This window comes from Streptomyces sp. NPDC031340 (assembly GCF_055569945.1).
This window is the reverse complement of sequence record NZ_JBVIIE010000058.1, coordinates 21011-40008: the sequence shown is the minus strand read 5'-3', so window position 1 is coordinate 40008 and position 18998 is coordinate 21011. Positions and strand designations below refer to the sequence as shown.

Genomic DNA, 18998 nt, shown 5'->3' with positions numbered 1-18998 from the left:
TACCCGAAGAGGGACCCGACGCGCCGGTTGCCCCGGTCGCGTCCGCAGTGCCCGGGCTGCCCGGCGTGCCAGGTGACGCGGACCCGGGTGCGCCCGGCGACGCGGACCCGGGTGCGCCCCGGCCTCGCCGCCGTCGCCGCCGTACGGCCCTGCTGATCGCGGGCGCCGCGCTGCTCGGCGTCGTCGCCGGCGCCTGCACCGGCTACCTGATCCAGGCCGACCGCGAGCCCACCGCGCTGCCGTCCCTGTCGCAGCCGGAGCTCGCGCAGGCCGGGGGGCCCGCCCCCGAGCCGCTGCCGGCCTCGCTGGACCGCCGCCTGAAGACGGAGGGCGACCTGCGGAAGCTGCTGCTGAAGAAGCCGCGCGGCGCCAAGGACTCCGAGTGGCTGGCCCGGTCCGACGGCTGGCTGGACGCGGCCGACTACGCCGAGGAATTCCAGAAGCCGGCCGCCGAGTTCGGCAAGCTCATCGGCGACGAGTTCCGCCGCGCCGCCGTCACCGGCTGGCGGAGCGGCTACCAGGCCGTCGAGATCCGGCTGGTTCAGTTCCGGCAGGAGGAGAACCCCGCGGCCTTCGACTCCGTCGAGGACCACCAGTTCTGGGCGGAGAACAAGGACGACGTCGACAGCAGCTGGCCGGTGCCCGGCACGGGCGGAGGCATGGCGTACTCCCACGCCCGGCCGGAGACCCAGGTGGGCTCCGTGTCGCTGTACATGGCGGAGGCGCACGCCGTCCGCGGTGACATCGCCATGGAGATCTGGGTGTACGACACCCGGCCGATCCCGAAGGCGAAGATCCTGGACCTGGCCGAGCGGCAGATGGAGCGGCTGTGAGCGACAACCAGTACCGGCCGGACGCCGAAGCGACCCCGTCCGAGCCCGCCTCGATCGAGCCCGCCCCGTCCGGAGGCCCCGGACCCGACTCCGCCCTGGTCGAGCCTGCCCCGGCCGAGCCTGCCCTGGTCGAGCCTGCCTCGGCGGAGCCTGCCCTGGTCGAGCCTGCCTCGGCGGAGTCCGCTTCGACGGGGCCCGTCGGCGCCGGTTCCGCCCCGGCCGGGGACGTTCCGGCCGAGGGCGCCGTGCTGCCCGGCCCGCTCGCCGGGAAGGCCCGTCGGCGTGGCCGGATCGCCGCCGTCGCCGGGGCCGTCCTGCTGGCCGCGGCCGTCGTCGCCGGCGTCGGGTACACCGTCGTCACCGTCGAGGACGCCGACCGGGACGCGGGCGCCCCCGTGTGGAAGTTCCCGAAGACGAAGCCCGCGGACACCGAGACGGCGGACGCCGAGGGGCTCGCCGGGATGCTCGTGCCCTACGGCGCGGACGGCTGGAGCCGCGGCCCCGACATCGGCGAGTTCGGCTCCGACACGCAGCTGGGCGGCGCCCGGGCCACGGCCCTGCGCAAGGAGTGGCTGAGCGGACTGCCGCGCTCCCAGCGCCGGGAACTGGAGCGGCGGATCGACAAGCAGCGCATCCAGGGCATGGCGATGCGCAGCTACGTAAGCACCGACGAGAGCGCCTCCGTCTACACCAGCCGGGCGTCCACCGTGAGCATCCAGCTCGTGCAGATGGACAACAAGGCGGCCCTGCGCGACGTCGCGGAGTTCCAGAACGGGCTCCTCGACGCCCTCGGCGTCTTCCGCGACGGCCCGCACGTCGAGGGCCACAAGAACGCCCGCTGCTTCCTGTCGCCCCAGGACAAGGAAGAGAAGCTCGACACGATGTACTGCTCCGCCTACCAGGGAGACGTCCTGGTCACCCTCAGCGCGGACGGCGCCAGGCCACTGCAGGCCCGCGGGGTGGCGAGGCTGCTGAAGGAACAGCTGGACCGCATCGCCGAGCCGGGGAAGGCCGTATGAGCGACCAGACCGAGCCCACCGAGCCCACCGAGCAGACGGAACAGACGGAACAGACGGAACAGACGGAACAGACGGAAGTGACCGAGCAGCCGGACGCCACCGAGCAGGCCGAGAAAGCCCAGCAGTCCGAGCAGTCCGAGCAGTCCGAGCAGGCCGAGCAGGCCGGACCGGCCGGACCGGCCGAGCCGCTGCCGCCCCTCACCGCGCCGCCCACGGCGCCCGCGCCGGAAACGCCGCCCCTCCCCGCACCCCCCGTGCCGCCGGCGCCCCGCAAGGACCGCCGTGTGCTGCGGGCCGTGCTGCGCTGGACCGCCGCCGTCGCCGTGTTCGCGGTGGCCGGGGCGGGAACGGCGTACGGGATCACGTCGATGGAGCGGACGGACGTACCGGGTCTGGCGACCGCGTCCGACGGGCGCTGGGACTACCCCACGCTGACCAGGCCGCCGCTGCCGTCCGGCAGCCCGGGACCGCTCGCCCCTTCGAACAAGGCCGGCGCGCACTACGCCGACCTGCGCGCCCTGGTGCTGCCCGCGCCGAAGGGGGCGACCGAGGACCCGGAGCTGCGCGGGAAGGACGGCTGGCTGGCGACCGGCGACTTCCTCGCGGAGTACGCCGAGAAGGAGGACCGCGCCCAGCTGCGGCGGAAGCTCGTCGACCACGCCCTGCGGCACATCGCGGCCCGCGGCTGGACCACCCCGGACGGCACCAGCACCCGGATCTACCTGCTCCACTTCGGCACGGCAGCCGTCGTGGACGACCTGGTGGGCGACGACGTAGCCCCCTACAGCGCCCCCGGCTTCCGGGTGCGCGGAGCGGACGCGTCCGCCTTCGACGAGGACTTCCCGGGGACGGCCCAGGTCGAGGGCGTCGAGCGCAGGTCCTACGTCGAGCACGCGCCCTACGGCGCCGAGCAGGTCCGGCAGGCCTACCTGTCCGCCGGGGACGTCCTCGCGGTGATCGTGCAGTCCGGGAAGGGCGGCGCGAAGGCGGTGCCGTTCCAGCAGACGGTCACCCTGCAGAGCCAGCTGCTCGGCTGAGCCCCGCGACGGCGTACCTCACGACGGGAGCCGGGGCCCGGCCGCGTAAGCTGGGCTCCGGTCCGTCTGTGCCGCCACCCCGGCTCGTCCCAAGGAGCACCTCGTGCTTGAGGCATTCTACGAAGCCCTGCTGATCCTGGTCTGCGTCGGCGTCCTCGCCTTCGCCGGTCTGACCGTGAAGAAGCTGTACCAGGGCCAGCGCTGACCCACGTCTAGGAACTCCTCATGATCGAGATCCCGTCCGACCTCCACAAGGACCTCGTCCCCCTCGCCTTCCTGCTCGGCAACTGGGCCGGCGCGGGCGTGCACGACTTCCCCGGCTCCGAGAAGTGCAACTTCGGGCAGGAGGTCACCTTCACGCACGACGGCAGGGACTTCCTGGAGTACCACTCCCGCACCTGGGTGCTGGACAACGACGGGAACAAGGTCCGTCCCCTGGAGTCCGAGTCCGGCTTCTGGCGCGTCGACGCCGGCCGCAAGGTCGAGGTCACGATGACCCGCGACGACGGCGTCATCGAGATCTGGTACGGCGAGCTGGCCGCCCAGAAGCCGCAGATCGACCTGGTCACGGACGCGGTGGCGCGCACGGCGGCCTCCCGCCCCTACAGCGGCGGCAAGCGCCTGTACGGCTACGTCAAGAGCGACCTGATGTGGGTCGGCGAGAAGCAGACGCCCGACGTCGAGCTGCGCCCCTACATGTCGGCGCACCTGAAGAAGGTCGTCACCCCCGAGGAGGTCGAGCGCTGGGCCAAGGCCCTGCCCGACGATCTGCCCGACGACGGGATCGCCTTCTTCAAGTAGTCCTAGACTTTCCGGTGTGGTGAGCACCGACTGGAAGAGCGACCTGAGGCAGCGCGGCTACCGGCTGACGCCGCAGCGCCAGCTTGTCCTCGAAGCAGTGGACACCCTGGAGCACGCGACCCCCGACGACATCCTCATCGAGGTGAGGAAGACGGCGTCGGGGGTCAACATTTCCACCGTCTACCGCACCCTGGAGCTGCTGGAGGAGCTGGGGCTGGTCTCGCACGCCCACCTCGGGCACGGGGCGCCCACCTACCACCTCGCCGACCGCCACCACCACATCCACCTGGTCTGCCGCGACTGCCAGAACGTCATCGAGGCGGACGTCCAGGTGGCGGCCGAGTTCACCGCGAAGCTCCGGCGGGAGTTCGGCTTCGAGACGGACATGAAGCACTTCGCGATCTTCGGCCGCTGCAAGGACTGCTCCCTGAAGGGTTCAACTACCAAGTCGTAGGCTTGTGTCCATGAAAAGCCCCCTGCTGTCCCTGCCCGGCGCCGTCCCCGCCGAGGGTGTGGACGAAGGCGTCGCCGCCCACTACGGCGACCTGTTCCGCGAGCAGCGCGCCCTCGCCGACGGCACCGGCTTCGTCGACCTCTCCCACCGCGGCGTCGTCACCGTCACCGGCGAGGACCGGCTGAGCTGGCTGCACCTGCTGCTCACCCAGCACGTCAGCGACCTGCCGCCCGGCCGGGCCACCGAGGCGCTGGTCCTGTCCGCGCACGGCCACATCGAGCACGCGCTCTACCTGGTGGACGACGGCACGACGGTCTGGGCCCACGTCGAGCCCGGCACTCAGGAGGCGCTGATCGCGTACCTGGAGTCGATGAAGTTCTTCTACCGGGTCGAGGTCGCCGACCGCACGGACGAGTTCGCGGTCGTCCACCTGCCGGCCGGCTCGATCGCCGAGGTGCCGGAGGGCGCCGTCGTGCGCGAGACCCCGTACGGCCGTGACCTGTTCCTGCCCCGCGCCGACCTGGAGTCCTACGCCGCGCAGGCCGGCCCGCCGGCCGGGATCCTCGCCCACGAGGCGCTGCGCGTCGAGCAGCACCGCCCGCGCCTCGGCTTCGAGACCGACCACCGTACGATCCCGCACGAGCTGGGCTGGATCGGCACCGCGGTGCACCTGCAGAAGGGCTGCTACCGCGGTCAGGAGACGGTCGCCCGCGTGCAGAACCTCGGCAAGCCCCCGCGCCGCCTGGTCTTCCTGCACCTGGACGGCAGCGAGGTCCACCTGCCGCCGCACGGCACCGAGATCCGGCTCGCGGACGAGGGCCCCGACGGCCGGAAGATCGGCTTCGTGACCACGTCCGCCCGCCACCACGAGCTGGGCCCGGTCGCGCTGGCCCTGGTCAAGCGGAACGTCCCGCTGGACGCCCGGCTGGTGGCGGGGGACACGGCGGCCGCCCAGGAGACGGTCGTGGAGCCGTAGACCCGTGGGGACCGGCGGCCCCGCAGTCCTCGCCGGTCCCCTCGGATCAGATGTCCAGCAGGACGGTGAACGGGCCGTCGTTCGTCAGCGACACCCGCATCCGCGCGCCGAAGCGGCCCGTCGCCACCGTCGCGCCCAGCGCGCGCAGCTGGGCGACCACCTCGTCGACCAGCGGCTCGGCGACGTCGCCGGGGGCGGCCGCGTTCCAGGTGGGGCGGCGGCCCTTGCGGGCGTCCCCGTACAGGGTGAACTGGCTGATCACCAGGAGCGGGGCGTCGATGTCGCTGCACGACTTCTCGTCGTGCAGCATCCGGATGGACCACAGCTTGCGGGCGAGCTGGGCCGCCTTCTCCTTGGTGTCCTCGTGCGTCACGCCGACCAGGACGCACAGTCCCTCGCCGGTGATCTCCCCGACCGTCTCGCCGTCCACGACGACGCTCGCGCCGTCCACCCTCTGCACCACTGCACGCATGGGCCCCATGATGCCGTGCGGCCCTGAGCGGCCCGCACCGGGCTTCCGGGCGGCTTCGGAAAGCTTCTCGGGGGACCTGTTTCTGACCTCAACCACCTCATGTGGGGCCGATCGGGGGCACTCGGTCACATAGCGGCCACTCGGGGTGGCACGATGCTCCCACACGCCGGTCGAGGGGACGGTAGAGGCACATGAGAACTCCGAGTACCGGGCAGCCGTCCGGGCCCGTCGCGCTGACCGACGCGACGGGCCCCGGCACGCTCCGGCCGCCCGCGCAACGCACCGACAGTCCGGGTCCGTTCCTGCCCGCCGCCGCGGAGCACGACCTGACCGTGCTCAGCCTGCCCGAGCTGCGCGCCCTGCGCCGGGACGCGCAGCGCGACGAGGCCGACCTCAGCTACGTACGGCGGCTGCTGCAGGGCCGGGTCGACATCCTGCGGGCGGAGCTGGCCCGCCGGTCCCCCGCGGGCGCGGGCTCCGTCGTCGAGCGGCTGTCCGAGATCCTCGCCGACGGCCCCGCCCGGCACCGTTCCTCGGCCCGCCACGTGACGCTGGGCACGCCGCACGGCGAGGAGTACCGGCGGCTGGCCGCCGACATGCTCGCCGAGGTCGAGCTGTCGGACCTGGGCGCGCGCACGGACCAGGAGCTGCAGACCGCGATGCGGCGGCTGGATCGCTACGAGCAGCAGGTCTCCCGGCGACGGCAACTGCTGCAGCGCACCGCGGACGACTGCGGCGGCGAGATCGCCCGCCGGTACCGCGAGGGGGAGGCCCAGGTGGACGACCTGCTGACGTGAGGGCGGACCCGCTCGACGGCGCGCCCCAGGACGTGCTCAGGGCGTGCTCAGACACGTACTCAGGGACCCCCTCAAGGCCCCGTTCAAGGTCCCGCGGGGCGAAATCCGCGCGACACCTCCGCCGCCGTACCCCTACCGTGCTGCCATGAGCCGAGCCGCCGACATCGACGTGCGCCCCGTCACCGAGGCCGAGTACCCCGAGTGGCTGCGTGCCGTGCGGGGCGGGTTCCTGCTGGGGCCGACCCTCTCCGAGGACGAACTCGAGGCACGCGCCACCCAGTTCGAGCCCGGCCGTTACCTGGGCGCCTTCGACGGGGACCGCTGCGTGGCGACCTTCCGGTCCTTCACGCAGGAGGTCACGGCGGTCGGCGGCGCCCCGGTGCGGGCCGACGCGGTCTCCGCGGTCACCGTCACCGCCACCCACCGCCGCCGCGGCCTGCTCACCCGGATGATGACCCAGGACCTCGCGGCCGCCAAGGAGCGCGGGGACGTGGTCGCCACCCTGATCGCCGCCGAGTACCGGATCTACGGCCGCTTCGGCTTCGGCCCCGCCGTCCACGAGACCCACTGGACGGTCGACGTCCCGCGGGCCGGCCTCGACGCCCGCGGGCCCGTCTGCGCGGACGGCGGCCGCGTCGACCTGGTGGACGGCGAAGAGGTGCGCAAGCTCGGCCCCGAGCTGCACGAGCGGGTGCGCCGCGCCACGCCGGGCGCCGTCAGCCGCAGCGACTGGTGGTGGCAGCTCAACACGGGCGCCGTGCGCGTCGACCCGAAGTGGACCGAGCCGTTCTGGGCGGTCCACCGCGCGGCCGACGGCACGGTCGAGGGCCTCCTGGCGTACGAGGTGGACGACCGGTGGGGCGACGCCAAGCAGCCGCTGAACACGGCGAGCGTACGGTCCCTGATCGCGTCGACCCCGGCCGCCGAGCGCGCCCTGTGGCACTACCTCTGCTCGATCGACTGGGTCACACAGGTCAAGAGCGGCTCCCGGGCCCCCGACGACCTGCTCCCGCTCCTGCTGCCCGACCCGAGGGCCGCCCGCATCACTACGCACGCGGACTGGCTGTGGGTGCGCATCCTGGACGTGGAACGCGCGCTCCGGGCGCGGACGTACGAGGGGACCGGCTCGCTGGTGCTGGAGGTGATCGACCGCGCCGGCCTCACCGGCGGCCGTTACCGGCTGGAGGCGTCCGCGGCGGGCGCGTCCTGCACGCCCACCCGCGACCCGGCCGAACTGACGCTGGACGTCGCCGAGCTGGCGACCCTGTGGCTGGGCGACGAGTCGGCGGTGCGGCTGGCGGCGCTGGGCCGGGTGCGGGAAGAACGAGCGGGCGCCGCCCTGGTGGCCGACGCCCTGCTGCGTACGTCCAGGCGACCGTGGTGCCCGGACATGTTCTGAGGCTCCTTTCGCCGGCGACGGTGGACTCATCCGTAGCGTGCTCTTCAGTTGTGGCTGTGCTGTTGAGTTGTGGCTGTGCGGGTGCAGCTTCCGCTGCTGTTCGGTTGTCGGTGTTCGGTTGTGACGGTGCCGTCGTGCGGGCCGACCGAGCTCCCGGCTCCCCTCCGGAAGGGAGCGCGGTCAACCGGATCCGTGGCGGCCGAGCCGGTGCGGCGCGGCCGGGACCGTCCGGACGGGGCGTGATCCTCGTGACGCGGTGTCCCGGAATCCTTGGCCAACAGTCCGGAAGCTTGACCATGTTGCTCAAGTTGGCGACCAACTTGTCTTCAGTTATCTCCGCTTGGAAGCGTCTCATAACCACCTTCGCATGAACTGCCGCAAGATGGCGGGAAGTTGTAGTGTTCTTGTGTGGACCCGAAACACGCCTCAGCCAATGGGCGGGAAAGGTCACAGCGGCCACAGAAGACACACCGTGAAGTGGCCGACGAGTTGCGTGCCCGCATCCGCTCGGGCCGGCTCCGCGCGGGTCAGCGCATGCCCACGCAGGCGAAACTGGCCGACGAGTTCGGCGTCGAACGCGGCGCCGTACGCCAGGCCCTGCGCATCCTGCAGTCGGAGCACCTGCTGACCAACGTCTCCAAGGGCGCTCCGGCCACTGTCGCCCCGGATCCGGGCCTCACCAGGGCCCTGACCGGCCCCGCGGCACTGCCGATGCCCACGACGGTGGCCCTGGCCCCGCGCATCGCGGCCGCCTTCGCCGCCCCGCACGTCGAGATCGACGCACTGTGCCTGACCTCGGTGTCCCTCACCCTCGCCATCGGCGAGCCGCTGCGCCGGATCCACGCCGGACAGCTGAAACCGGCCAAGGTCGACGTACGGGTGCTGCTGCCCAGCCGCGACATCGACCTGGCCTTCCCGACCCCGGTGGACCCCTCCGCCGACGGCCGGCTCCAGCGCCGCTGGCTGGCCCAGCGCAACGCCCAGGGACAGGTGCTGAAGCACAACCTGCTGGCCCTGCGCTCCACCCACGGCATCGACGTGCGCGTCGCCTTCCGCGCGCTGCCCTTCACCCCGCCGGTGAAGCTGTACCTGCTCAACGGCGCCGAGGCGCTGTTCGCGTACTACACGCTCACCCGGCGCGAGGCGGAGATCGACCAGGAACACCTGGAGATGTACGACGCCGAGGGCACGCAGTCCATGCTGTTCGCCTTCGAGCAGGGCAGCGGCCTGCGCGACACGACGTTCGTCGAGCAGTCGCACCTGTGGTTCAACGCACTGTGGGAGACGATCAGCTCGGAGCTGCTGCTCACGGGCTGACGTCTCCCACGGACGGCCGTACCGGGCGCTTCTCTCACAGGGCGGGCCCCGCGACCAGCAGGGCGAGCAGTACCGCCCCGACGGAGCTGACGGCCGGGTTCTTCGCCTTGATCCCCGTGGTGAGCAGGAGCAGGCCGACGACGCCGACGGCGCCGTACTTCAAGGTGACGAGCTGCTCGAAGCCGACGACGAGGACCGCCGACAGGAGGGCGAGGGCAGGCATGGTGGTTCCCCCTTCAGGCGTGGGCAGGACGGGCGTGGGGGTGCGAGGCGGATGAAGTCGGACGGACGGGGAAGCAACGGGAAGCAATCCCTCCGCCAACTCAACCAAGTTGGTAACCAACTCTGCCTATGTTGTCCCCACTTGGCAGCCAGTCATAAACAACTTTCAAACAACTCCCCGTAGATGGACCTGAGTTGTACCGTTTGGTCGTGACACAGGAGAACGTGGCGGAGAACGTGGCGGAGAACGTGGCGGAGAACGTGGCAGTGAACGGCGACAGGAAGCTCTCCCCGCAGGAGATCGCCGGCATCCTCCGGGACCGGATCCGCAGCGGTGACCTGAAGGCGGGGGACCGCCTGCCCACCCAGGCGGAGCTCGCGGTCGAGTTCGGCGTGGAGCGGGGCACCGTGCGCCAGGCCCTCCGGGCACTCCAGGAGGACGGCCTCCTCAGCAACGTCAGCAAGGGCAGCCCGCCGAGGATCGCGGAACCGGCGCCCGACCGGAGCGAACCCCAGCCCACGATGGTGGGGCTGGCCCCGCGCCTCGCCGAGGCCTTCTCGGCCCCGCGGGTCCGGGTGGACGCCGCCTGCCTCACGGCGGAGACGCTCATGCTGGCCCTGAGCGAGCCGGTCCGGCTGATCCACGAGGGCCGGATCCGCCCCGAGTCGATCGACGTACGCATCCTGCTGCCCAGCCGCAAGATCGACCTCGCCTTCCCGGTGCCGGTGGAGGGCCGCGGCGAGGACGACGCCGTGCACCAGCGCTGGCTCGCCCAGCGCAACGCGCAGGTGCAGGTCCTGCGGCACAACCTGTGGACGCTGCGCTCCTCGCACGGCATCGACGTGCACGTGACCTTCCGCGCGCTGCCCTTCACCCCGCCGGTGAAGCTGTACCTGCTCAACGGTACCGAGGCGCTGATCGCCTACTACATGATCACCAGGCGGGAGGAGGAGTGGGACAGCGGCACCCTGGAGATGTACGACGCCCTGGGCGGCAAGTCGCTGCTGTTCTCCTTCGAACAGCGCGCCGGCCGGCGGGACGCCGCGTTCGTCGAGCAGTCCCAGAAGTGGTTCGACGCCCTCTGGGAAACCATCACGACGGACCTGACACTCTCCTAGTGACTTCTGATACGGCGCACACCGAACCGGTGACGGCGGAGGCGGAGAACCTGCGCGAGCTGATCACCGAGGCCCGCTTCGTCCTGTTCGACTTCGACGGCCCCGTCTGCCGTCTGTTCGCGGGGCACACGGCGGAACGCGTGGCCAAGGAACTGGTGGACTGGCTCGAGCGGCAGGGGCTGAGAGGGCTGCTGACGGAGGAGGAACGGGTCCACCCCGACCCGATGGCCGTCCTGTACGCCGTCAACGGGAGACATCCGCACAGCGACCTGGTGACCGAGCTGGAGGAACGTCTCACCCAGCAGGAGCTGAAGGCGGTCGGCTCCGCCATGCCGACGGCCTACGCGGACCCGCTGATACGCACCTGGACCGCCGTGGGCGCCAGGCTGGCGGTCGCCACCAACAACTCGCCCCGCACGGTGGCCGAGTACCTCGCCGGCCGCGGCCTGGCCGACTGCTTCGCCCCGCACGTCTACGGACGCACCGGCGAGCTCGACCTCCTCAAGCCCCACCCGCACTGCCTCAACCGGGCGCTGAACGCCATGGGCGCCGCCCCCTCCACCGCCCTCATGATCGGCGACGCCCCCACGGACCTGCTGGCCGCCGAGCGGGCGGGAGTACCGTTCCTCGGCTACGCGCGCAATCCGTACAAGGAGAAGCAACTGAGGGCCGCGGGCGCCCGAACCGTCGTGTCCTCCCTGGAACCCGTACTACGAGCCCTGCGCGGTTAGGGCCTGTCCGGCGGATCATGCCGGAGACGCGGGGTCTGGCACGCCCATCTGCGGCGTTGTCGTCGGTTGTCGATGCTCCGCATCGACGCCCTCCTCCGCCGTGCAGCTGAACGCACCAGACCCCGCTCACCTGGGTTGGAAGGCGCCGCCGGTTTCCTCCGACCTGATCCGCCGGACAGGCCCTAGGCCTGAGTCATCAGGAGCACGAAGACCACGGCACCGGCCGACAGGCAGGCGGTGTTGCGCGCGCGGAAGCCGGCGCCCAGCAGAAACAGGCACAGGACCCCGAGGGGCCCGAACCGCGACGTCAGCAGCTGCTCGGCGCCCAGTGCCAGCACGGTGCCCACCAGTTGGAAGAAGACCACGGGACCCCACCCCTCTCACTTCTCTTCACTTCTCTGACAACCGATCAACAACCGTTCCAATTGGACTGGTTGCTTTGAATTGGATGTGCCCTGGCTGCGTGATCCCTTAACTGCCTTTCACATCTCGCCCACATGGCCGTCCAATCCGGCCGCCAATGTGACCGAAAGCGTTTTGCTCCGCGCTCGAAGAGGTACGGTCGCGGTGTGAGCACAGGGCGTGGCGACAGCGGGGCGAAGGGCTCCAGCTCCCTTCTGGAGGACTTGCGTGCCCGTATCGCCGACGGCACCTACGCCCTGGGCGGCCTCCTGCCGACGCAGCGGGAGCTGGCCGACGAGTTCGGGATCTCGCGCGACACCGTGCAGCGGGTGCTGCGGGAGCTGAAGAACGAAGGCTGGATCGAATCCCGCCAGGGCAGCGGCTCACGGGTCGTCAAGAGCCCCATACACTCCGGCAGGGAGCCACAGACGGCGCCACGGCTGCGGGCGGCGCTCGGGCCGTTCATCGCCCGGGCCTTCGCCCAGCCGGTCGTCCGGCTGGACGTCTTCACCCTGACGTCCGAGAGCCTGGACGCGCACGTCCGGCTGCAGGCCGAGCGCATCCGCACCGGGGAGATCGCCACCCCCGAACGCATCGAACTGCGCATGCTGCTGCCCTCCGAGACGCTGGAACTGCCGTATCCGCGCGCCATGACACCGGCCGGGGGCGGGACCGCGGCGGAGGAGCCGGCCGCGCTCCAGGAGCGCATCCACGAGCGGCTGCGCGGCATCACCCGGCGGCACACCACGTCGTTGCGGTCGGCGCTGCGGGACCTCGAGACGGAGGGCGTGGTGCCGTCCGTCGACGTGCAGGTCCGGCAGGTCCCGCTGGTCCCCGCCTTCAAGCTGTACCTGCGCCGGGGCGCGGAGGCGCTGTTCGGGCCCTACGAGGTGGTCGAGCGCCCGATCCTGCTCGACGACGGGACCGAGATCGGCGCCCTGGACGTCCTGGGTCTGGGCTCGACGCTGACGCGCCACGTGAACGACGAGGGGGACCCCAACTCCACCGGGTCCGTCTTCATGGAGAGCATGCAGGCCTGGTTCGACTCCTGCTGGGAGCGGCTCGCCGCCGCGCCGTGAGCCGCCGGCGTTCGCGGGAGCGGGGCCGGCGGCACGCCGCTGCCCGGTCTCACCGTGCCCAGGCACCTCACAAGTCGACGTGGTTGGTCATCCTCACGGCTCCCGGGGCACTACAGTGTGCGCACCCCGTCGCGACGCAGGGACATCGGTGCGTCGTAGAGCCATTCAGGAGTGATCTTTGGGCGGTCCACCCAGGACGTCCGCTCTGGTGCGTGACGCGGCGTTCGACCGCCTTGTGTCGTACGCCACGGCACAGGGCGAGGCCAGCCGAGGCCACCACAACCTCAACCACGTGGTGCGGCCCCCCGGGGACGTCTTGGCGATGTTCCCCGCCCTGGCAGGACACGACCGGGTGACCGTCAGGCGGCGGATCCGGACGGCGCTGCCCGTGGTGATCAGGACCTGGCAGGACGAGGCGGAGATCCTCGGCGCGGTGCACGGCGTGCTCCCGCACGTTCCGCAGTGCCTGGTCAAGCTGGGGGACGTGACCGTCCTGAGCTACGTACAGGGCGTGCCCCTGTCCACCATCTGCCGTAACGGCAAGCCGGTGGAACCGCATCTGGTGGCCGCCCTCGCGGGCTTGCTGGCGGACATGACGCAGGTGCGCAGAAAGGATCTGCCACCGCTGCCGCAGTCCTGGCCCCGCACCAGCCGGGACAGCCGGGCCTTCCTGCGGGCCCTGGCACAGGCCACGGAGGAGCAGGTCAGTCAGCCCAATTGGGCGGAGTTCGGCGGCCTCTTCGCCATGCTGGGCATCAGGGAGGACGCCATGGCGCGCTTCGCCGAACGCGTCCCGGCGCTGATCAGCCGCCCGTTCAGTCTGCTTCACACCGACCTGCACCGTGACAACGTCATCTTTTCGTACGACGGCGACCCGCCCCTGATCTGCGTGGACTGGGAGCTGGCCACCTACGGCGACCCGGTGCACGACCTGGCCACACACATCGTGCGCATGCGGTACCCGCGCGAGCAGCGGCAGGAAGTCGTCGACGCGTGGGTCGAGGCCATGGGGCGGCGGCGGCTCAAGGCGGTCAACGGTGCCAAGCGGGATCTGCGCCACTACGTGGCCTTCGAACACGCGCAGTCCGTCTACCCCGACGTGATGCGCGCGGTGACCTCGCTGGGCGACAAGTTCGACCAACGGGATCTGGACGCCGCGACGCACGCGGTACACCGCGCGCTGAAGGTGGCGGCCGAGCCCCTGCATCTGAAGAGCGTGCCGGACGAGAAGGCGATCGAGGGAATCCTCGTCCGCTGGAACACGTCGCACGGCAAGCGGCACAGCCGGGCCAGGGGCGCGATGGCGATCCCCTGCTGGCGCGATCCACGGGTCCCGGAGAGTCACAGGTTCCCTGCCTGGGCGGTCAGGGAGGCGCTTTTCGAGGAGGGCGCCGCGCCCGCGAACCATGTGTTCAAGGGGACCGCGCACCTCAGTACCGCGGTACGGGTGCGGGGCATTCCGTTCCCGGTCATGGTGCGGCGGAAAGTGGGCACGGCCCATCCGCGCGAGCGGCGCTTCCTGAACGAGCACGCCGTGCTCGGGGCGATCGAGAAGTCCGGGGTGTCGGTGAACGCCCCGCGCGTGCTGGCACTGGGCACGAGCCATCGTCACCGGGACCAGTTCACCATCCACACCTTCGAGGGGCCGCAGGGCGAGATCCGGCCGCCGGACCATCCGGTGGACGGCCTGCGGCCGCACGAGGCGGACGACCTCGTCGACCAGCTTCGCGAGCTGACCTCGGTCGACTGCTGCGAGCTGGGCCCGGAGACCCTCGGACAGGATTTCTACCAGGGGCTGCGTGCAGAGCTGCTGCGCATGGTGGCCGAACTGCCCAAGGAGACGCTGGCGCTGGCCAGGGAGCTGGGACTGCCGGGGAACATCGTCCGCCTCGGGGAGATCCTCGACCGGCACCTGCCCACTCCCCGCAGGGCCGTCCTGCTGCACGGCGACCTCAACCCGTGGAACCTGATCCGCCGTCCGGCCGGTATGGGGCTCACCCTGATCGACTGGGAAATGGCCATAGTGGGTGACCCGCTCTACGACCTGGTCCGGCACATCCACCTCACGCCGACGCTCCCGGACATCCGGGAGCGCCTCTTCGTCCGCTGGTCCCGGTTGCTGCCGGAGGAGTGCACGAAGGGCTGGCGCGACGACTGGCGGGTGTACCGCTGGATCGAGACCGTCCGTTCGGCCTACGTGGACCTGGACCGCCTTGTCACGGGCGACGGCCTCGACGCCCCCAACGTCCGGCGGGCCGTGGACACCTACGCCATGACCCTGAAGTCGGCGACCGCGGTGCTCGGGCTCAAGGACCGGGCTACGACCAATCCCTATCTTGCCCTTGCCCTGCCGCGTGCCGGCCATGAAGAGGCGCCGGCGTACGGGGCATCCATGGAGGCGTGACGCATCGCGCCGGACTCCCTGAAGCCCGTGGCAAGTGCCCTTCCGGCCGGAGGCGGACGGCGCGCCGTCCGCCTCCGGCCGCGCCCGGCGTCACCGTAGGCTCCCCTCATGAGCGAGATCGGTCTGCGGGAGCGCAAGAAGCGGCGGATGTACAAGGACGTCTCCGACATCGCCGTCCGGCTGTTCCTGGAGCGTGGCTTCGACGCGGTGTCGGTCGCCGAGGTGGCCGCCGCCGCCGAGATCTCCAAGCCGACGCTCTTCCGGTACTTCCCGGTCAAGGAGGATCTCGTCCTGCACCGCATCGCCGACCACGAGGGCGAGGCCGCCCGGGTGGTCGCCGAGGGGCCCACGCCCCTCGGCGCGCTGCGGCGGCACTTCCTCGACGGGCTCGACCGGCGCGACCCCGTGACCGGGCTGAACGACGAGCCCGAGGTGCTCGCCTTCCACACGCTGCTGTACCGGACCCCCGCCCTGGTCGCCCGGCTGTACGGCCACCTGGAGCGGTCCGAGGCCGCGCTCGCCCAGGCGCTCGGCGGCGGACTCGACGCGCGGCTCGCCGCCGGGCAGATCGTCGCCGTGCAGCGCGTCCTCGCCCTGGAGAACTGGCGGCGCGTGGCAGCGGGCGAGCGGGTGGCGGACGTGCACCCGGACGCCGTCCGCGCGGCGGAGCGGGCGTTCGGGATGCTCGCGGCAGGGCTGCCGCACCTCACGTGACTGACGCTCAGTAAAAAATGTGACCCGGTTACGTTATTGGCGTTAGGCTCGTCCGCATGACGTCAGCCGACCCCGCCTCCGACCCCTCCGTCCACGACCTCCGTCACGAACGCGCGCACCACGACCGCTGCCGCGCCGCCCGCGCCGCCATGGCCGACGGCGCCCAGGAGCACGTCGTCACCGGCGCGGACGTCTCCGCCTCGGGCGCCGACGCCGAGGTGCTCGGACGCGGACTGCGCGGCCGGGCCAGGGAACTGCGCGAGCTGCCTGAGGGGCCCCTGTTCTTCGGACGGCTGGACTTCGCGGACGTTCCGGAGACGGCGGGCGTTCCCGAGACCGTCGGCGTTCCTGAGGCGGCCGGCGTTCCGGCCACCGCGGACACCTCCGAGCCGTCGGCCCGTACCCCCGAGTCGCCCCGTGGGCACGCCGGGCAGCGGTATCACATCGGGCGGATGCGGATCAGTGAGCACCCGGCGGTCCCGCCCCTCGTCGTCGACTGGCGCGCGCCCGTCGCCCGCGCCTTCTACCAGGCGAGCGTCCGCGACCCGCAGGGCGTCGCGCTGCGCAGGAGGTTCGGCTGGGCGCCGGGGAGCAAGGGGGACTCCGCCGACCTGACCGGGCTGGAGGACGAGCGTCTCGACCGCCCGGGCGCGCGGGAGCCGTCGTTCAGCGGCATCGTCGCCCGCGAGATCGAGCGGCCCCGCGTCGGCCCCATGCGGGACATCGCCGCGACCATCCAGCCCGAGCAGGACGACCTCGTGCGGGAGGACCTCGCGCGGTCCGTGTGCGTGCAGGGAGCTCCGGGCACCGGCAAGACCGCCGTCGGGCTGCACCGGGCCGCCTACCTGCTCTACACCCACCCCCAGCGCCTCCGGCGCGGCGGACTGCTCATCCTCGGTCCCCACCGCACCTTCCTGTCGTACATCTCCGAGGTGCTGCCCGCCCTCGGCGAGACGGGGGTGCGGCAGTCGACGCTGCGGGAGGAGATCGCCGCCCACCCGGTCACCGCGGCCGACGACGAGCGCACCGCCGTCCTCAAGCACGACGCGCGGATGGCGCTGGTGCTGCGCCGGGCGTTGTACGCGCGGGTGGGCGGCACCGGCCCCGACCCCCTCGCCGCGGCCGGCTCCCTCGCTGCCGCCGGCTCCCTCGTCGTGGCCGATTCCCTCGTCGTGGCCGACGGCTCGTACCGGTGGCGGGTGGCGGCCGACGAGGTCGCGCGGATCGTCGACGGCGTGCGGGCCGAGGAGCCGCCGTACGAGGCCGGCCGGGAGCGGGTGCGGACGCGGATCGTGCGGTGCGTCCAGGCGCAGGCCGAGCGACGCGCCGGGCCCCGGCCGGACAGCTGGGTGCGGAAGATCTCGCGGGCCGTCGGCGGGCACGTCGACGCCGTGTGGCCGCGGGTCCGGCCCGAGGAGGTGGTCGCCGGGCTGCTCGGTGACGCGGACGCGTTGCGTGCCGCGGCCGACGGGCTGCTGGACGCCGGGGAACAGGCCGCCCTGCGGTGGGCGAAGCCGCCGCGGTCGTGGCGGTCCGCGCGCTGGTCGGCGGCCGACCTCGTCCTCCTCGACGAGGTCGCCGGGCTCCTCGCGCATCCCGAGGGGTACGGCCATGTCGTCGTCGACGAGGCGCAGGACCTGTCCCCGATGGAGTGCCGGGCCGTCGCCCGGCGCGCGTCCTTCGGCTCGCTGACCGTCCTCGGCGACCTGGCCCAGGGCACCACGCCGTGGGCCGCCCGGTCCTGGGCCGCTACCCTGCGCCACCTGGGGAAACCCGACGCGGTCGTGGTGCCGCTCACGACCGGGTTCCGGGTTCCCGCAGATGTCGTCGCGCTCGCCAACCGGCTGCTGCCGCGCCTCGGCGTCGACGTTCCGGCGGGCCGGTCGCTGCGCCGGGACGGGGAGTTGCGGATGCGGGAGGCGGGCGGGGACCTGCCGGGTGCGGTCGTGTCCGCCGTACGGGACGCCCTCGGCCATGAGGGCTCCATCGGCGTCGTCGCGGCCGACGCGGACGTGCCCCGGGTGCGCGAGGCGCTGGACGCGGCCGGGATCGCGGCGGCGGGACCGGACGCGGCGGAGGTGGCCGACGTGGCGGACGCGGCGGGGGCATCGGGCGCACGGGTGAGCGTGGTGCCGGCGTCCACCGTCAAGGGACTGGAGTACGACCACGTCGTCGCCGTCGAACCGGCGGCCATCGCGGAGGCCGAGGGACGCGGGCTGCACCGGCTGTACGTGGTGCTGACCCGGGCGGTGTCACGGCTGGAGGTGGTGCACGGGCGGCCACTGCCGTTCTGAGCGCGGACAGCGGCCGCCCGCCGTTGCTCAGCCGTCGAGCAGTGGAATCAACTCCCTTTCCTCGTAAGCCAGATGGGCCTCGAGTTCCCGGGTGAGGCGCTCGACCTCCGCGCTCGCCGCCGCCGGGTCCGCGTCGGCGGCGCTCACGGCCCGCCGCAGTTCCCCGACGAGCGCCGCGATCCGCTCGTGCTCCTCGCGCAGGCGCGCGAGCACCGGGCGGGACCCCGGGTGGCGTTCGGCGAGGAGCGGGAACATGCCCAGGTCCTCGCCGGCATGGTGGTGCTGCAGGCCCCGGCAGAGGGTGAGGCAGTTGACCCGCAACTGCGCGCCGAGCGTCCCGCTGCCCCGGCCGGCGTTCATCTCCTCGCGGATCAGTGCCAGTTCGCGGCGGAAGGCGTCGTGGACGACCTTGACGGCCTCGCCGGGCGTGGCGGCGTCGACGCCGGGCGGGCCGCCGTCCGTGGTCGCGTACAGCGCGACCACCGGGATCACCCGCTCCGCCTTCTCCTGGTACGCCGCCCAGCCCGCGTCGGCCTGTACCGCCCGCGCCCAGGCGCGGTCCCGTTCCGCGCCCTCCAGCACGACGGCGCGTGCCTCGTAGGTGAACGCGCCGCCCTCGACGGTGGCGCGGGGGTGGGCGAGGAGGTTGCGGTACCAGTCCGGGTGCCGGGCGGAGCCGCCGGCCGAGGCGATCACCAGGACGCGGTCGCCGCCGTCGGGGAGGTAGCCGAGCGGGGTGGTGTGCCGGGCGCCGGTGCGGGCGCCGGTGGTGGTCAGCAGAAGCAGGCGGGCCTTCTCGAAGTAGCCGCCGACGCGGCCGCGACGGGCCCGGAACTCGTCGATGACCTGTTGGTTGAAGTCGTTGGGCACGGTGTCGTGGTCTTCTTTCTCTGTCGCTGGAATCCCTGGCGTTCGGTGAGGGGAAAAA

Annotated in this window: 19 protein-coding genes; 15 read left to right on the top strand and 4 right to left on the bottom strand. The window is 72.2% G+C overall.

The annotated features are described in order from the left end of the window. Nucleotides 1-65: 65 nt before the first annotated feature. The 6 genes from ACZ5GT_RS33210 (at nt 66) to ygfZ (ending at nt 5120) form a co-directional block, all read left to right on the top strand. Nucleotides 66-833 carry a hypothetical protein gene (locus ACZ5GT_RS33210; RefSeq protein ID WP_469033795.1) on the top strand — a complete coding sequence of 256 codons (768 nt, stop codon included), beginning with the start codon at nt 66-68 and terminating at the stop codon, nt 831-833. Next, nucleotides 830-1852 (top strand): hypothetical protein, encoded by a 1023-nt coding sequence (locus ACZ5GT_RS33205; RefSeq protein ID WP_469033793.1) that lies wholly within the window; start codon nt 830-832, stop codon nt 1850-1852. The genes ACZ5GT_RS33210 and ACZ5GT_RS33205 overlap by 4 nt, the downstream gene beginning before the upstream one ends. Next, on the top strand, nt 1849-2889 hold the full coding sequence (locus tag ACZ5GT_RS33200; RefSeq protein WP_469033791.1) for a hypothetical protein: 1041 nt from the start codon (nt 1849-1851) through the stop codon (nt 2887-2889). Before ACZ5GT_RS33205 ends, ACZ5GT_RS33200 begins: the two co-directional genes overlap by 4 nt. Before the next feature lie 225 nt (nt 2890-3114). Next, nucleotides 3115-3690, top strand: a complete 576-nt coding sequence (locus ACZ5GT_RS33195; RefSeq protein ID WP_469033788.1) for a heme-binding beta-barrel domain-containing protein — start codon at nt 3115-3117, stop codon at nt 3688-3690. A 16-nt stretch (nt 3691-3706) separates the two neighbouring features. Then, a complete protein-coding gene (locus ACZ5GT_RS33190) occupies nt 3707-4144 on the top strand; it encodes a Fur family transcriptional regulator (RefSeq protein ID WP_469033786.1) in 438 nt (145 codons plus the stop codon). A gap of 10 nt (nt 4145-4154) precedes the next feature. Further along, nucleotides 4155-5120: a CAF17-like 4Fe-4S cluster assembly/insertion protein YgfZ gene (ygfZ, locus tag ACZ5GT_RS33185; RefSeq protein ID WP_469033782.1), complete on the top strand. Its 966-nt coding sequence runs from the start codon at nt 4155-4157 to the stop codon at nt 5118-5120. Nucleotides 5121-5166: 46 nt separating this feature from the next. Here the strand turns inward: ygfZ and dtd are convergent, their stop codons facing one another. After that, entirely contained in the window at nt 5167-5592 is a 426-nt protein-coding gene (dtd, locus tag ACZ5GT_RS33180) for a D-aminoacyl-tRNA deacylase (protein WP_469033780.1), read from the bottom strand. A gap of 191 nt (nt 5593-5783) precedes the next feature. Between dtd and ACZ5GT_RS33175 the strand changes: the two genes are divergently transcribed. The 3 genes from ACZ5GT_RS33175 (at nt 5784) to ACZ5GT_RS33165 (ending at nt 9105) form a co-directional block, all read left to right on the top strand. Further along, the gene (locus ACZ5GT_RS33175) at nt 5784-6389 is read left to right on the top strand and encodes an RsiG family protein (protein ID WP_469033778.1); all 606 of its coding nucleotides are present in this window, start codon (nt 5784-5786) and stop codon (nt 6387-6389) included. A 145-nt stretch (nt 6390-6534) separates the two neighbouring features. Continuing rightward, entirely contained in the window at nt 6535-7788 is a 1254-nt protein-coding gene (locus tag ACZ5GT_RS33170) for a GNAT family N-acetyltransferase (protein WP_469033775.1), read from the top strand. A gap of 408 nt (nt 7789-8196) precedes the next feature. Continuing rightward, on the top strand, nt 8197-9105 hold the full coding sequence (locus tag ACZ5GT_RS33165) for a winged helix-turn-helix domain-containing protein (RefSeq protein ID WP_469033773.1): 909 nt from the start codon (nt 8197-8199) through the stop codon (nt 9103-9105). A gap of 34 nt (nt 9106-9139) precedes the next feature. Here ACZ5GT_RS33165 and ACZ5GT_RS33160 read toward each other — a convergent pair whose 3' ends face one another. Beyond that, nucleotides 9140-9328: a hypothetical protein gene (locus ACZ5GT_RS33160; protein ID WP_469033771.1), complete on the bottom strand. Its 189-nt coding sequence runs from the start codon at nt 9326-9328 to the stop codon at nt 9140-9142. Between the two features lie 209 nt (nt 9329-9537). Between ACZ5GT_RS33160 and ACZ5GT_RS33155 the strand changes: the two genes are divergently transcribed. Both ACZ5GT_RS33155 and ACZ5GT_RS33150 read left to right on the top strand, forming a co-directional pair. Then, the gene (locus ACZ5GT_RS33155) at nt 9538-10446 is read left to right on the top strand and encodes a GntR family transcriptional regulator (protein WP_469033769.1); all 909 of its coding nucleotides are present in this window, start codon (nt 9538-9540) and stop codon (nt 10444-10446) included. Next, nucleotides 10446-11177 carry an HAD family hydrolase gene (locus ACZ5GT_RS33150; RefSeq protein ID WP_469033767.1) on the top strand — a complete coding sequence of 244 codons (732 nt, stop codon included), beginning with the start codon at nt 10446-10448 and terminating at the stop codon, nt 11175-11177. The genes ACZ5GT_RS33155 and ACZ5GT_RS33150 overlap by 1 nt, the downstream gene beginning before the upstream one ends. A 182-nt stretch (nt 11178-11359) precedes the next feature. On the opposite strand, the gene ACZ5GT_RS33145 is transcribed toward ACZ5GT_RS33150, so the two are convergent. Then, entirely contained in the window at nt 11360-11542 is a 183-nt protein-coding gene (locus ACZ5GT_RS33145; RefSeq protein WP_469033764.1) for a hypothetical protein, read from the bottom strand. Nucleotides 11543-11746: 204 nt separating this feature from the next. Between ACZ5GT_RS33145 and ACZ5GT_RS33140 the strand changes: the two genes are divergently transcribed. The 4 genes from ACZ5GT_RS33140 (at nt 11747) to ACZ5GT_RS33125 (ending at nt 18070) form a co-directional block, all read left to right on the top strand. Continuing rightward, nucleotides 11747-12658, top strand: a complete 912-nt coding sequence (locus ACZ5GT_RS33140; protein ID WP_469033762.1) for a GntR family transcriptional regulator — start codon at nt 11747-11749, stop codon at nt 12656-12658. A 322-nt stretch (nt 12659-12980) separates the two neighbouring features. Next, nucleotides 12981-15062 carry a phosphotransferase gene (locus tag ACZ5GT_RS33135; RefSeq protein WP_469033838.1) on the top strand — a complete coding sequence of 694 codons (2082 nt, stop codon included), beginning with the start codon at nt 12981-12983 and terminating at the stop codon, nt 15060-15062. Nucleotides 15063-15170: 108 nt separating this feature from the next. Further along, entirely contained in the window at nt 15171-15776 is a 606-nt protein-coding gene (locus ACZ5GT_RS33130; RefSeq protein ID WP_469033759.1) for a TetR/AcrR family transcriptional regulator, read from the top strand. A gap of 56 nt (nt 15777-15832) precedes the next feature. Further along, nucleotides 15833-18070, top strand: a complete 2238-nt coding sequence (locus ACZ5GT_RS33125; RefSeq protein WP_469033757.1) for a HelD family protein — start codon at nt 15833-15835, stop codon at nt 18068-18070. Between the two features lie 27 nt (nt 18071-18097). On the opposite strand, the gene ACZ5GT_RS33120 is transcribed toward ACZ5GT_RS33125, so the two are convergent. Continuing rightward, nucleotides 18098-18940: a nitroreductase/quinone reductase family protein gene (locus ACZ5GT_RS33120; RefSeq protein WP_469033755.1), complete on the bottom strand. Its 843-nt coding sequence runs from the start codon at nt 18938-18940 to the stop codon at nt 18098-18100. Nucleotides 18941-18998: the final 58 nt, after the last annotated feature.

What these genes read in the sequence shown, in the direction of transcription:
- ACZ5GT_RS33200 (WP_469033791.1), top strand. Translation starts at nt 1,849, where the DNA reads ATGAGCGACCAGACCGAGCCCACCGAGCCCACCGAGCAGACGGAACAG.
- ACZ5GT_RS33195 (WP_469033788.1), top strand. Translation starts at nt 3,115, where the DNA reads ATGATCGAGATCCCGTCCGACCTCCACAAGGACCTCGTCCCCCTCGCC.
- ygfZ (WP_469033782.1), top strand. Translation starts at nt 4,155, where the DNA reads ATGAAAAGCCCCCTGCTGTCCCTGCCCGGCGCCGTCCCCGCCGAGGGT.
- dtd (WP_469033780.1), bottom strand. Translation starts at nt 5,592, where the DNA reads ATGCGTGCAGTGGTGCAGAGGGTGGACGGCGCGAGCGTCGTCGTGGAC.
- ACZ5GT_RS33175 (WP_469033778.1), top strand. Translation starts at nt 5,784, where the DNA reads ATGAGAACTCCGAGTACCGGGCAGCCGTCCGGGCCCGTCGCGCTGACC.
- ACZ5GT_RS33170 (WP_469033775.1), top strand. Translation starts at nt 6,535, where the DNA reads ATGAGCCGAGCCGCCGACATCGACGTGCGCCCCGTCACCGAGGCCGAG.
- ACZ5GT_RS33160 (WP_469033771.1), bottom strand. Translation starts at nt 9,328, where the DNA reads ATGCCTGCCCTCGCCCTCCTGTCGGCGGTCCTCGTCGTCGGCTTCGAG.
- ACZ5GT_RS33135 (WP_469033838.1), top strand. Translation starts at nt 12,981, where the DNA reads ATGTTCCCCGCCCTGGCAGGACACGACCGGGTGACCGTCAGGCGGCGG.
- ACZ5GT_RS33130 (WP_469033759.1), top strand. Translation starts at nt 15,171, where the DNA reads ATGAGCGAGATCGGTCTGCGGGAGCGCAAGAAGCGGCGGATGTACAAG.
- ACZ5GT_RS33125 (WP_469033757.1), top strand. Translation starts at nt 15,833, where the DNA reads ATGACGTCAGCCGACCCCGCCTCCGACCCCTCCGTCCACGACCTCCGT.